Annotated in this window: 11 protein-coding genes; 8 read left to right on the top strand and 3 right to left on the bottom strand. The window is 45.2% G+C overall.

The window, feature by feature from the left end; translation table 11 throughout:
- The first annotated feature begins 145 nt into the window (after window positions 1–145).
- The 8 genes from A3CY_RS0112745 to A3CY_RS0112710 all read left to right on the top strand — a co-directional run bounded on the left by A3CY_RS0112745 (window position 146) and on the right by A3CY_RS0112710 (window position 9,199).
- A complete protein-coding gene (locus tag A3CY_RS0112745) occupies window positions 146–571 on the top strand; it encodes a retropepsin-like aspartic protease (protein ID WP_018338309.1) in 426 nt (141 codons plus the stop codon).
- Window positions 572–672: 101 nt separating this feature from the next.
- Window positions 673–3,675, top strand: coding sequence for a protein translocase subunit SecDF (secDF, locus tag A3CY_RS0112740; RefSeq protein ID WP_018338308.1), 3,003 nt, complete (start codon window positions 673–675; stop codon window positions 3,673–3,675).
- A 141-nt stretch (window positions 3,676–3,816) separates the two neighbouring features.
- Window positions 3,817–4,242, top strand: coding sequence for a hypothetical protein (locus tag A3CY_RS0112735; RefSeq protein ID WP_026207624.1), 426 nt, complete (start codon window positions 3,817–3,819; stop codon window positions 4,240–4,242).
- Between the two features lie 110 nt (window positions 4,243–4,352).
- Window positions 4,353–4,601: a (2Fe-2S) ferredoxin domain-containing protein gene (locus A3CY_RS0112730; protein ID WP_018338306.1), complete on the top strand. Its 249-nt coding sequence runs from the start codon at window positions 4,353–4,355 to the stop codon at window positions 4,599–4,601.
- Window positions 4,592–6,307: a [Fe-Fe] hydrogenase large subunit C-terminal domain-containing protein gene (locus A3CY_RS0112725; protein WP_018338305.1), complete on the top strand. Its 1,716-nt coding sequence runs from the start codon at window positions 4,592–4,594 to the stop codon at window positions 6,305–6,307. Before A3CY_RS0112730 ends, A3CY_RS0112725 begins: the two co-directional genes overlap by 10 nt.
- 11 nt (window positions 6,308–6,318) lie before the next feature.
- Window positions 6,319–7,503 (top strand): SpoIIE family protein phosphatase, encoded by a 1,185-nt coding sequence (locus A3CY_RS0112720; protein ID WP_018338304.1) that lies wholly within the window; start codon window positions 6,319–6,321, stop codon window positions 7,501–7,503.
- A 30-nt stretch (window positions 7,504–7,533) separates the two neighbouring features.
- Window positions 7,534–7,788 (top strand): NADH-quinone oxidoreductase subunit NuoE family protein, encoded by a 255-nt coding sequence (locus A3CY_RS0112715; RefSeq protein WP_018338303.1) that lies wholly within the window; start codon window positions 7,534–7,536, stop codon window positions 7,786–7,788.
- Complete coding sequence (locus A3CY_RS0112710; protein ID WP_018338302.1) at window positions 7,778–9,199, top strand: monomeric [FeFe] hydrogenase; 1,422 nt, start codon at window positions 7,778–7,780, stop codon at window positions 9,197–9,199. Before A3CY_RS0112715 ends, A3CY_RS0112710 begins: the two co-directional genes overlap by 11 nt.
- Window positions 9,200–9,266: 67 nt before the next feature.
- Here the strand turns inward: A3CY_RS0112710 and A3CY_RS0112705 are convergent, their stop codons facing one another.
- The 3 genes from A3CY_RS0112705 to A3CY_RS0112695 form a co-directional block, all read right to left on the bottom strand.
- Entirely contained in the window at window positions 9,267–11,948 is a 2,682-nt protein-coding gene (locus A3CY_RS0112705; protein ID WP_018338301.1) for a zinc-dependent metalloprotease, read from the bottom strand.
- A 94-nt stretch (window positions 11,949–12,042) separates the two neighbouring features.
- Window positions 12,043–12,972 carry a hypothetical protein gene (locus A3CY_RS0112700; RefSeq protein ID WP_018338300.1) on the bottom strand — a complete coding sequence of 310 codons (930 nt, stop codon included), beginning with the start codon at window positions 12,970–12,972 and terminating at the stop codon, window positions 12,043–12,045.
- Window positions 12,973–12,990: 18 nt separating this feature from the next.
- On the bottom strand, window positions 12,991–14,496 hold the full coding sequence (locus A3CY_RS0112695; protein WP_018338299.1) for a RagB/SusD family nutrient uptake outer membrane protein: 1,506 nt from the start codon (window positions 14,494–14,496) through the stop codon (window positions 12,991–12,993).
- Window positions 14,497–14,500 lie beyond the last annotated feature (4 nt).

Raw genomic sequence — 14,500 nt, 5'->3', positions numbered from 1 at the left:
GACAGTGAGAGATGATTACCTCGGTTCTTCCACGGTTTTTCTACGGGTTCTCCACGGGTCTTCGGTTAAAACATTATTTTTGAAATTAACATCCTCATTTTTTGGATTTCACAGAAAATGCTTAGTTTTGTGCAAACGAAATTATATGGAGATAAAGATTCCGATAGAGGTCGTTGAGTTGGAAGACAATAGTTTCCACATCATCGCCACCCTGCAAATCGGTAGCATTGAGGGGGATTTTATTATTGACACGGGAGCGTCTGTCACGGTTATAGATAAACTGACACCGTTTTCCTATGAACCGCTGGAAGATGTTTCCGAGATTAACTCCGGGGGTGTGTGCGGAGAAATCAATGAAGTCGAGCTTGTGAATATCAACACCTTGCAAATCGGCGGGCACATGATAGAGAACGTGCACGCGGCGGTCATTGACCTCCAGTACGTGAATTCTCTATACGACAAACACCTGCACCGACGGGTTGCCGGATTGCTGGGAAGCGACTTTCTCGTGAAGCACGAGGCGATCATTGATTATAGAAATAAGGAGTTGACTTTAAAAGTATCTGCCTAATTGTATAGCTATTTTGAAAAAAATGTTATACTTTTGCGCACTAAATATTTTGTGTTAAAGCGAAAAATTGAAACATAAGTATATTATAAATTATTTAACAGATGCAGAATAAAGGAGCGATTACACTACTCGCTGTTGCATTAGCACTGGTGAGTCTTTATCAGTTGTTTTTTACTTATAAAACCAACCAGGTAGAGAAAGCAGCAAGTGAATTTGCGAACGGCGACCCGGCTAAAGAAAAGCGATATTTGGATTCAATCGCGAATCAACCGGTTTACAATTTCCTTGGATTAGCCAAGTTCACTTACAAGGAATGTAAGGAATTAGAGTTGAACCTCGGTTTGGACTTAAAGGGCGGTATGAACGTGACCATGGAAGTCGACGTGGTTGACGTGGTAAAAAGTCTTGCCAACCATAGTTCTGATCCCGCATTCAATCAGGCAATTGAGGAAGCCGTAAAAATGAGAGTTTCCAGCCCGAAGGACTTTGTAACCCTTTTCGGTGAGGCTTTTGAAAAAATTGCCCCGGGAGCGCAATTGGCTTCTCCGGCAATCTTCGGTACTCACGAGTTGAAAGAAAAAATCAAAGTGGGCGCCACGAACAAGGAAGTTCTCGACGTGGTTAGAAAAGAAGCCGAGGGCGCTATCGACAACACGTTCAATATTCTTCGTACCCGTATCGACCGTTTCGGTGTGGCTCAACCGAATATCCGCAAAGCAGATATTTCCGGAAGAATCATCATCGAATTGCCGGGTATCAAAGAACCGCAACGCGTGAGAGAGTTGCTTCAAGGAACCGCTGCCTTGGAATTCTATGAAACATATGACAACGCCAGAGGATTTGACGCGGGCGAGCAACCTTTTTATAATTACATAGCTCAAGCCGACCAAAAATTGGCAGAGATATTACAAGCTCAAGCTGAAGTTGAAGGAACTACCGACACGATTGCACAAGAGGGTGTAAAGCAAGAAGAGAACAAAGAATCGGCAATTCTTGACGCGATCAAAGGAGAGGCGGACTCACTGAAAAGCCTGGATCAAGCAAAAATAGCAAAAGAGCATCCGCTACTTGCATTATTGACACCTTACGTTTCACAACAAGGTCTGATCAACGGCTCTTGTGTAGGTAGCGCATTCCCGAAAGACACGGCAGCAATCAACGCGTATTTAAGAATGCCTCAAATAAGGGCTCTCTTCCCGCGTAACTCTCGTTTGTTGTGGGAAATGAAAGCAGATGAAAGAGGACAAATTTCTTTGCACGCGATCAAAATCACCACTCGTAACGGGAAAGCACCTCTTGAAGGAGATGCGGTTATCGATGCCCGCCAGGATTACGACCAACACGGCAAGCCGGTTGTTTCCATGTCAATGAACAGCGAAGGTGCCAAAACTTGGGCTCGCTTGACAAAAGACAACACGAATCGTAGTATCGCTATCGTTCTTGATGGTTTAGTGGCATCTTCACCTAACGTAATGAACGAAATCAAGGGAGGTAGTTCTCAGATTTCAGGTCGTTTCGACGTGAAAGAGGCTGGAGACCTTGCCAACATATTGAAATCAGGTAAATTGCCCGCACCCGCACGTATCATCGCTGACGAGGTAGTTGGAGCATCTTTGGGACAAGAAGCTATTCAATCCGGTATGTGGTCATTCATCATCGCTTTCGCATTGGTATTGGCATATATGTTATTCTTCTATAGCAAGAGTGCCGGCTTGGCAGCAGATATCGCTTTGCTTGCCAACTTGTTCTTCTTGTTCGGTATCTTGGCGTCCATCGGAGCCGTACTAACGTTACCCGGCATCGCCGGTATCGTGTTGACGATGGGTATGGCGGTCGATGCGAACGTGTTGATTTACGAACGTATCCAGGAAGAGTTACGCGCCGGGAAGGGGCTGAAACTCGCTATCAAGGAAGGTTACAACAACGCGTACTCGGCTATTATCGACGGTCAGTTGACCACCTTATTGACCGGATTTATCCTGTATTATTTCGGAGAAGGTCCTATCAAAGGTTTCGCAACCACGTTGATTATCGGTATCCTGTCTTCCTTGTTCACGGCGATCTTTATCACTCGTTTGATTCTTGAAAGAGCAGCATCGAAGAGCGACAATGTAACATTCACCACCCCGCTGACGGCAAACTGGTTGAGAAATACCAAATTCCCGTTCTTGCAGAAACGCAAAATTAGCTACACGGTGTCCGGTATCGTTGTTATCATCTGTTTTGTATCCCTGTTCACCAGAGGATTGGATAAAGGTATCGACTTCGTGGGAGGTAGAACTTACACGGTAACTTTTGCGCAAGACGTGCAAGTGGGTGACGTGGCTGAGAAATTAGCAGAAGTTTACGGAAGCGCTCCCGAGGTGAAAACGGTAGGAACTGCAAACAACGTGAAGATCACTACGAAATACCGGATCGAGGAAAGCGGTGCGGATGTAGATGCAAATGTTGACTCCTTGCTATATATAGGATTACAGGAAATTCTTCCCGCGGGAACAGACTACGAAACATTCCGTTCCGTGAACTTGCAACAAACCCAAAAGATCGGACCTGCAGTAGCTGAGGACATGACAAGAGCCGCTGTTTGGTCGGTATTGTTCGCCTTGATCGGTATATTCCTTTATATCATGGTTCGGTTCTCCAGGTGGCAATATGGCGCAGGCGCCGTTGTTGGTTTGGCTCACAATACCATTATCGTAATCGGAGCGTTCTCCTTGTTTGCCGGATTGTTGCCCTTCTCACTTGAGGTTGACCAGGCATTCATTGCGGCGGTACTGACCGTGGTCGGTTACACGATCAACGATACTGTGGTCGTATTCGACCGTATCCGTGAATACCGCAAATTGTACCCGAAACGGGATGACGAACAAGTTGTAAATGACGCATTGAACTCCACGCTACGCCGTACGTTCAGTACCTCGTTATCAACCATTGTCGTGCTGTTAGCTATATTTATCTTCGGTGGAGCATCCATCAAGGGATTCATTTTCGCCTTGTTGGTAGGTATCGTTGTCGGTACATATTCTTCACTATTCATCGCAACCCCGATCTCTTTCGATTTGACCAAAATATTCGGAAAGAAAAAAGTGGAAGAAAAGAAATAATTTTGATATTACATATCACGAGTAGCCCCCGATTTTCGGGGGCTGTTTTTGTTTCCGGGAATTTGTTGCTATCCACAAAATCAAAATTTGTTTTTTTGAAAGAAATATTGTACATTAACGCAATTCTAATTCATTGTGGTTATGAAAAAAATCGTCCCGCTCATCGTCTTAGCGCTTGACATCAGCCACAATCTTCGGCTCGTGAAAGTTAATTGCGAATCCAACAATCTAAAACAACTCGACGTATCCCAAAATCAACTCCTCACGGATATAAATTGCAGTTTCAATTTTATTCAAAATGCAACCCTTACCTACCTGGACTGTGAAGGGAACCGTTTCCACAAGATCGACGTTAGCAGCAACAAATTGCTGAACAGGATTATTTACACAAGATTTGAAGATTCATGCAAAGGGTTTATTATCAAAGTCAAACCGGATTACGTTGACGGAAGTATCAATCTATATCCCAGGTATAACAGTAAACTCCCGGAGAAATTAATTATACGGGTTTCCCAAAAGAAAAATAAGGATACACCATCAATTGACCGAGAAAAACTTACAAATTGAAAGTAAAAAACAGCAAATAATATTAAAGTTGCAATATAATTGGGTTTATTACAATAAATATCCTACTTTTGTAACGCAGAAAGTATCAACAGGATAATCGAACAACAAGTATGTCAAAGCGCCAAATCAGGATCTGTTTAGGAAGCTCTTGCTTTTCCCGGGGAAACAACACGAATCTCGGGGCGATCAAGAAATACCTAAGCGAAAATAACTTGGAAGCGGAGATCGATTTCTGTGGGCATTTGTGTGAGGAATTGTGCAGTAAGGGTCCGATTATTCGGATCGACGATAAAGTGTACGAAGAAGTGAATCTCTCGCGTTTATATAAAATCTTACAAGAAGAGTTTCCATGCAACTAAGACCTATCTACACGGAACCGGACAATTGCCAGGATTGCTACAAATGTATTCGGGAATGCCCCGTGAAAGCAATTCGCATGGAGGACAACAAAGCCTCCATCATTGAAGACCGTTGTATTTACTGCGGACACTGCACGCAAGTATGCCCGACGGGGGCTAAAAAGATTCGCGACGGGTTGACCCGGGCGAAACTGACCTTGACGCAAAACCCGAAAGTGTTGCTTTCCCTAGCTCCTTCATACGTGAGCGAATTCGAGGGGATTCATTCCAGCGTGTTGATCGCTGCCATCAAGAAATTAGGATTCACGGACGTTTCGGAAACCGCTCTCGGGGCGGAAATCGTGTCGGACAGGACGGAAAAGTTCCTGGAAGAGGCGGACAACGGGGTGTATATCTCCTCTGCCTGCCCAGTAGTGGTAGAATATATCCGGAAATACTCGCCGGAACACGTGCATAATATTACCCCGATCATCTCCCCGATGCTAGCTCACGCCAAGATTCTGAAACAATTGTACGGAGAGGACATCAAGATTGTGTTTGCCGGTCCCTGTATCTGCAAGAAACTGGAAGCCGACACGTTCAACAACCTAGTCGACGTGGTCATCACGTTCAAGGATTTGAAGAAATGGTTCGAGCAGGCTGAAATCAACCTGCACCAAATAGCACCAGGACAACCGGACGCCCACTTTATCCCTTACCGTTCGGGCATGGGGGCGTATTACCCCATCGAGGGCGGGATGTTGAAAGGATTGCACGAACCTAAAAAACAAGTACACAACATGGCTTTTTCCGAACTATCAACGGTAAAAGACGTGTTGAAATCTCTGGATACCCGACGGGAAAATGATTCTATATTTCTTGAATTACTGGCTTGCAAAGGCGGCTGTATCAACGGTCCCGCAAAATTGAGCCATATATCCCCGGCGTTGAAAAGATACGAGATTATACACCAATCCGAATTGGGGAATCCCAAGGACGATTTCAAATATATCGATTTGCAGATCCTGTTCTGCAAAGACCCGCATATCCAAGACCACGTCTACACGGAAGAAGAGATCAAGCAAGCTATGGCAGTGGTAGGCAAGACCGGTCCGGAGGACGAGTTGAATTGCAGCGGTTGCGGGTACGACACTTGCCGTGACTTCGCCATCGCCATGCTAGAAGGACGCGCCGAAGAAAATATGTGCGTGTCTTACATGCGGAAAATAGCCCACGACAAAGCCACCGTTCTTTTGCAAAAGATCCCGGCTGGCGTGTTGCTGGTTAATTCAGACCTGAAAGTCGTGGACATGAACCAATCCTGTGCCACACTTATGGGCGAAGACATAGCCTCGATATACGAGGTTTCCCCCGGGTTGAACGGAGTGCCGTTAAAGAATATTTGCTCTTACGAGGATTTATTCCATGCGGTACTGACCACGGGCAAAGAGATTATCGAACGGCAAGTGCGGGAAGAAGATCATACTTGGATTATCTCGATCTACAATATACAACCTCACCACATGGTGTTCGGGTTGCTACAAGACTTGCGGGAACCCTACGTGCGCAAGGAATGGATGCTGGAAAAGACCCAGGAAGTCATCAAGAAACACATGGAAACAGTCCAACAGGTGGCTTGCTTGCTGGGGGAAAATGCAGCGTTCACGGATGCCACGCTACGTACCGTTATGGAAGCTTACAAAAAGGATGACAAGAAACCACTCTAATTTCATTTGTTTTGAGAAATAACGGTAATTTCATCGAGGTAGACTTCTTCCAGAAGAACAAAGCAGGCAATATTGTTTGCGGGGATTGCTTCATGTCGCAAAAACTGAAAGGCGAGGGACGGGTGATCAGCGTGTTGTCTGACGGACTAGGCAGCGGCATCAAAGCCTGCGTGCTATCGACAATGACCGCTACCATGGCGATGAATTTCACTGCCATGAACGAGAGCATCTTCCGAACCTCGACGTCCATCATGAACACATTGCCCAAGGACATGGTGCGCAAAATCAGCTACTCCACGTTCTGCATTTGTGACATCGACTGTTTCGGCAACGTGAAAATCATCGAGTACGAAACTCCCTCGTATTATCTCTACCGTGACGGCTTTTTCGTGGATATACCCAAGAAAAAAATTCCCGTGGAACGGGAAGACTTGGAAAACACGTTCCTGTGGATTTCGGAATTCACGCTGGAAAAAGAAGACCGCATCATTTTCTTCAGCGACGGTGTCACCCAATCCGGCATGGGTTCGCCTAAGATGCCTTTCGGATGGGAAGACGGCGTGAAGGATTATGTCGCCGGATTAGTAGAACATTACAATGATATATCCGCCAAGGAACTCGCGCATAAAATCGTGAACCAGGCGGAAAAGAACGACGGGTACTCGCTGAAAGACGACACGAGTTGTTGCGTCATCTATATGCGGAAACCCCGTAACCTGCTTGTATGCACGGGACCTCCTTACGACGAGAAAAACGACAAATACCTTGCCAGCCGGGTTCGGGAATTTCAAGGCAAGAAAATTCTCTGCGGGGGAACCACTGCCACCATCCTTTCACGAGAGCTCGGGGCAAGCATGGAAGTGGACATGAATATCGTGGACAAGGAACTCCCGCCGATCTCCAAGATGGACGGAATCGACCTGGTCACGGAAGGAATCCTCACGCTCGGGAAGGTGGAACGCATCCTGACCGCCGGGGATATTGACCGACGCCGTGAAGCCGGACCGGCTGAAATGGTCGTCAGAATGTTATTGAATAGTGATAAGATCACGTTGCTCGTGGGAACCCGTATCAACACGGCTCACCAGGATCCTAATCTACCCGTAGAATTAGAAATCCGGAGAAACGTGGTCAAAAAAATAAAATTTTTATTGGAGACAAAATACCTGAAAGATGTAGAGATTATGTATATTTAGGGGCAAAATTCAAAACAAACGGCTTACATTATGGAAAAAGTAAATTTAAAAATATGCGTAGGCACCATGTGTTACGTCATGGGTGGCGCTGAATTAAGAGATGTTGTAGAATCTCTGCCCCAAAATATCATCGAACATCTGAACGTTAGTTATTCTCCATGCTTGGGATGCGGCAAGGGTGAAGAAACACCCCCGTTTATAGAGATAAACGGCAAGAGAGTCGCTGGCGTTAGTAAAAATAGTTTAATACGAATTATAAAAGAGGAACTTAGAGATGTTGTATGACAATTTTGCTATGCTCACAAAACGTGAGTTACTGATTAGAATTGTAAAACTTTTAAAAGAAAAAGATTTAGTAAACGGCGTAAAGTACATCCCGGTAGAAATGCGCCCCAGAAATAAAAAACCGATTAAATGCTGCGTGCATAAAGATCGTTATATCTTGAAGCACAAGATCATTTCAATCCTGGGATTCGAGATCACGGACGAGGAAATCGACCTGATCCCGCTAGCCGAGTTCGCCCAAAAAGCATTGGACAACAAGAACACGAAAGAGAACATTCTTTCCGTGGTTCACGAGGCTTGCAGTGCTTGTATGCAGTCACAGTATTTCGTGACCAACATGTGCCGTGGTTGCGAGGGACGCCCCTGCTTGATGAACTGCCCGAAGGCAGCCATCTCCTTCAAGGGAGGAAAAGCAAGCATCACGCAGGAAGATTGCGTGAGCTGCGGGCTCTGCTCCAAGGTATGTCCTTACCACGCTATCGTGTACACCCCCGTTCCTTGCGAGGAAGTTTGCCCGGTAAAAGCAATTACCAAAGGAGAGGACGGCACGGAACATATTGACAAAGACAAATGTATCTATTGCGGAAAATGTATGCAGACCTGCCCGTACGGAGCCATCATGGAACGTTCCAAGGTGATCGACGTGTACAAGAGCATCAGCGACCCGAACAAAAAAATCATAGCTATCCCTGCCCCGGCAATCTACGGGCAGTTTAACGCTACCCCGGGACAAATCCTATCGGCAATCAAGGCTATCGGGTTCGACGAGGTTGTGGAAGTGGCATTAGGTGCGGAAGACACCTCACGCAACGAGGCTGCCGAATTCCTAGAACGCATGCACGAGGGGAAACCTTTCATGACGACCTCCTGCTGCCCAGCATACGTGGGTTGGGTAGACAAACATGCGCCCATGGTGAAACCGTTCGTTTCGGACACGCGTAGCCCCATGGTGTACGCTGCCCGCCGAGTGAAAGAACAATACCCGGATGCCGAAGTGGTATTTATCGGACCGTGTCTGGCAAAACGTTACGAGGCTGAAATGTACGTACCGGAAGTTGACTACGTGATGAGCTTCGAGGAACTCGGCGCATTCATGGTCGCTTACGATATCAACGTGGAAACTTGCGAAGAGATGCCTTTGAACCCGGAAGTTACCAAATTCTCCCGCGGATACGCCCAAGCCGGAGGTGTCCGGAATGCCATCGTGGAAGCTGTCGGAAATGGTTACACCACCCTTTCCCTCGAAGGATTGGACAAGAAAAACCAGACCCTGCTGAAAATGATGCCGAAGAAACCGGAAGCACAGTTCGTGGAAGTCATGGCTTGCGACGGAGGTTGCGTCAACGGACCTTGTTCGTTAGCCCCGCTGACCCTGGCAAAACGACAGATCAAGAAGGCTTTGGAAAAATAAAATTTATCTATAAAATTAAAAACCGACCTCCGGATGTGGAGGTCGGTTTTTATTTTGCACCAACTTATTACTTTGTCAATTTACGATCTAGCATAAAGAGTAAAGCCTCGTAATGCGCCAAGGTTTCCCCACTCGCTTTAGTTAATTTGGATTCCAACAACCGTTTAATCCGCATACCAAAAGCATGAAGATTACTCTTGGAGTTATCGATAGCCGTCACGGACACGGCTCTTTGCCAACCGTAACCATACCCAAAACTTTCTAAATCGATCTCTTTCATCAAGCTGCCTATTCCCTGTTCCAGCTCGATCTCGCGTAATTTATCCGCAAACTGAGCCACAAGCCCGGTTTCGTCCAGCCCATAAGCCACGATATCGTCCACAGAAGGAGCAAAAGCATCATTGATAGAAGTGATTCCCAATAATCCGTTACCCTTCTCTTTCTCGGTGAAGGTTTCTGTGATCAGATCCACTGTAGCAGATTGCAACATCTTCTCACTGGAAGTTAAAGGACGATCTTTAATCACGTTCTCGAATACCAAATTATAGAAATCATCAAAAAATTCCTCGATCTTGTACGGATCGGAAGAGATATGAGAGGAAAGTAACACTCCTTTATACAAAGGTTTCAAACTATTCGCCAATGCCATCTGGAGCACGGGTTCCATGTTCACGCCCAGAGGAAATTTACGAGTCAATTCTTTGTTATTCAACCAATCCGAGTGTTTGAAATGATTTAACGCCCACTTTAAAGAAGCTTTCTGCGTAGCCCGTGGTACAGCCCGGAAGCGATCGCCGGGAGTCCCATCCTTCACCTCGGTCAAGTAAATTCCCCCGATATTGTACAAAGTATTCCGAATATAGCGATAGAACTGGTTGGCAATTCCTTGATACAAGGCATATTTGTGGGTTCCGTCGGAATCATCCTTGATCCAGTTATCGAGATTTTTCAAGATATACTGTAAATTTTTAATACCGTAATCACCCGCTTTCATTGGGTCATCGCCTAAATCTTCTTCCAAGGCGCTTGGGTCATAACGACTGAAAATTTGCTGACGTCCATAACGATACAACGGATCTCCGGCTTTTTCGTCTACCATTTTTTCCAAAATAGCAGCCTCTTCTTCCATATCTTTCGTCCCGGGGAAATACTGATAGTTCCATTTCACCATGTAATCATCATAGACACCTAAAACAGGAGGAGTTAATTTCACTCCTTTATCTCCCGGTTGTGCCACATAATTAAAACGAGCATAATCCATGATAGAAGGAGTCGTACCATACTTTTGCGTGAAACTTGCAGAACGCAAAGAATCTACCGGGTAAGCAGAAGATGCCGCCATATTATGCATAAAGCCTAAAGTATGTCCGATCTCATGAGCGACCACGTACTCGATTGACTCATCCATAATCTTTTTCGGCATTTTTTTATTCCGTACCGAAGGATCAACTTGTGCTGTCTGAATGAATCGCCAATTATTAATCATCCCCACAATATTGCTATAAACTAATACAGACGCATTCATAATTTCTCCCGTTGTCGGATCCACATACGAGGGTCCCATAGCATTGGCAATCCCCGTAGGCAAATAGCGGATACATGAATATTTCAAGTTTTCCGGGTCAAAATTAGGATCATCTTTCGGAAAATCCCGTACCTGCATCACGTTTTTGAAGCCGATCTTTTCGAATGACGCATTCCAACGCAACACAGCTTTCCGTATCGGCTCTTTCCATTCTTCCGGAAAAGCGTTATCCACGTACCACACAATCGGTTTCTTCGGTTCTACCAGCTTACCTTGTTTATAAGCCTTCTCATCCTTCGGCTCCAAACGCCAGCGGTGAGCCACAGAATAACTTTCAACGCCATCATTTTGCAAAGTATAATGTTCTTTGTTGGTTAAGAAAATACCTACCCGAGAATCACTCTTCCTCGGACACATCTTATCTTCCGGCAACAACAACAGCGAACGGGTTGCCGTAACGGTTACATCCATTTTTGCATACGTCATTCCCATGAACAACAATGACACGGTATGCGGCATCAATGTCCGAACGGTCAGATTGTCATCAAATGTCTTTATACTGGTGATAACGGACATTTTCGATTTCACTTTACCCGAAAGCCGGAATATTGAAATACTACTTCTAAACAGAGAGGAAAGACTGTTATCTTCTGCGAATAAACTGGTTACATCAAAAACGACAGCACTCTTGTCCGGATTGTAAGCAACAATTTTAAATACATCCAACACGGGGTCCAATGTATTTTCCCGTATAGCCTGACCTATATTCTGCTCCTTTCGGTCATACGTGGTGGTGGTATTCACTTGCCGCAAACAAATCAACGAATCCTCTTTCGTGAACCGGATATGTTCCATCGTCTTGTGTCCCATATCTGCCACGGCACTATTACTCGTTGCCGAAGGGGCTGATGAAAATAACATTTCTCGTCCCAAATAGGTCAACGGGAATTCAAAATAAAGCTTGTTATCAATCTTGTGTAAAGTTATAAAATTACTTTTCACCGTTTCAAAAGCCTTATCTTTAAAAAGTTTCTCGTATTCCGAGGGTTTCTTTTTCTCCTCGGGTTTCTTTACATCTTTCTTCACGTCCTTTTTCTTGTCGGACTTCTTGGGTAGTGTGTCAACCACAGTCAACAGTGCCCCCGGGCTCCCAACCGCATAAAGTCTCTGAAAACCAGGCAACATCATCAAGGTTACCACTAACAACATCATACAATTTTTCATACAATCCATTTTATACATTGATACAATAGGAACCCAGGGGATGCGTTTCGCATCCCTCCGGTAATCCCAATAAACATTAAAACTTCAAATTAATTTACTCCTCTGCTTTTTCTCTCTTGGGTAAAGTTTTTCCTGTCAAGACCTCTAAATCCAAATTATACACACGCTTCATTTCTTCGGCAAGCAAAATACAACGTTCCTTGCACGCAGGAGGGTAAAGGGAACTGGTTCCCTTAATCAGATAACGATCTATACTGCTTTGCGTTTGATTCAACAACCACAATATCGACTCCTTTACATCCACTTCCGGCGTTAGACTCTGGTTTTTACCATTCACTTTGTAATTGTATTTACCATGAAACATTCCTGCAGCCCGGGCATTAGCAGCTGTCTTTATTAATGTATAATCTATATTTTTAAATCCCTCTGGGGCTTCAAACTTTCCATAATCGCCTATAAACGTCCAATAAGCCGCATTCAATGCTTCCTTCAATTTATTCTTCTCCGAATCAGTCATATTCAATAAAGTCGCATTGATGCCCGTGATGGTCATACTTGTAGCCGTTGTCAGGTAACTTTCCGTTTTTAACTCCACAACCCCAGGCTTGAGAATACTCGTAGACCAATAGTACACCGAATCAGACAAGAACAGGTAACGCGGTAACCTTCCCTGTAAGAATTCGGCGGAATACAAGTCCAACCACAAGTCAAAAATTATATTTACCCCCGCCTCAACATTCTCCTCCTTGGGTAACACGATATGATAGTCCTGCAATGCATTCGTCACGCTCTGCACGTTCCAAAACGGATCGATCGTATCGTACTCGTACAAAATAAAGGTATCAAACTTCTTGTAGAAGTCCAGAATCCGGTCATCATACTCCGCATCTCCCTGCGGCAACGTGTACTTCATCGGCAGATGCTCGGACGGTTCGAGAGTATCCTCATCCTGATTACAACCGCTTATAATTCCCGTGCAAATGATGCACACGCAAAAAATATGGAAAAGAAAATTCTTATTCATAATTCTTCATTTTCATCGTTATAAACTCACTGGCAGGCGTTGTCCCGACAAACTCTTGTTCGGTTCAATTCCCGGGTTCAGATCCGTCACCATGGACGGGATATCCTGCACGTACATCGGGTCGGACTCTTCCAGAACATACACTTCTTGCGTTGTCCCATCCGGAGTCCATACTCTCTCCAAACGAGGCATCCCGTAACGCCTCAGATCAAACCAACGCTGTCCCTCGAAACACAATTCCTTGCGCCGCTCTAACTTGTAAATATCCAGCAACTCGTCCGCCGTTCCCATCTCCACATCCGGTTGTACCGTTCCATCCCGTGACACGTAACGTGTTCTCCGGAAGTCATTCAACAATTCAAGAGCCTCATCGCCAGCACCCTTATCTCCCTCCTTGTATTGCATCAACAAAGCCTCTATCGCATTCAAATAAGCCTCCGTAGCACGGAATCCCTGCCCGTAATTGATCGAATTCTTATTATACTTCTTCACGGAAATCAAATTATCTTTCAAGAAAAAGAAATAATCTTTCCGTTTATCGGTCAATCCATCCTCTTCAAAACAAGCGTACAATTTACTGGAAGCCATAAAAGCGTCCGAGAGAGATGAAGCATCCGAGTATCCCCACCAGTTCCTCCGGGAACCGAACAACCAGATGATATCCTCGTTCCCTTCCCGGAAAACATATTTTGTTTCATAATCACCCTCAGCCACCCCCGTGTAATCACATAAACTTTTCCGTTCCATCACGTAACGGGCATGTTTCAACGCCTCTTTCCAATTATTCATGTAAAGATAAATCCGCGAAGCCAACAAATGAGCCGGCAAATAAGTCACCCGGTACTTCACGGCTTCCCGTTGCTCCTTGTCCAACAACAACACCGCATTCTCGATATCCTCCACGATCAATTTATACACTTCAGCCACCGTATTCCGGGGGAACACCAATTCCCCGATCTCCGGTTGCGTGATAATGGGCACTCCCAAATTCACGCTGGGGTCGCTCTTCTTATCATTATAAGGCCACCCGTAAATATTCACTAGCTGGAAATAATAGAATGCCCGCAAGAAATAAGCCTGCCCTTTCAAGTAGTTCTTATCCTCATCCGTCCCCGTGGACTCATCCACGTACTTCAAAATCAGATTACAACCCAAGATGCACTCGTAATAATTTTTCCATGGAACGTACCCACCTGCATTATACGTACTCCCCTTGTCCTCTAGCACTTGATCTACCGCCAAGGGCTGCCAGGTGTAAAACAATTTCTGCCACAAATGCTCATCCTTGTATCCACTTCCAAGAAAAGAACTCTGTGGGAAAATATTCTCCACGTCATCATCCATATAGTATGTCATGTTATCCACATACTCGTTCTCAGCCAAATATCCCTCGTACAGTAATAACTCGCTGAAAGACTTCGTCGACTCCGGGGTTACTTCATCGGGTGGCGTTTTCGACAGGAAATCATCACACGCCCAACACAATCCCACGATGATCCATAATATATTTATCTTTTTCATCATGATA

Source organism: Butyricimonas synergistica DSM 23225 (assembly GCF_000379665.1).
Lineage (GTDB): Bacteria > Bacteroidota > Bacteroidia > Bacteroidales > Marinifilaceae > Butyricimonas > Butyricimonas synergistica.
Note: the sequence above shows the minus strand (reverse complement) of the source record. Positions and strands in the feature narration are given on the sequence as shown.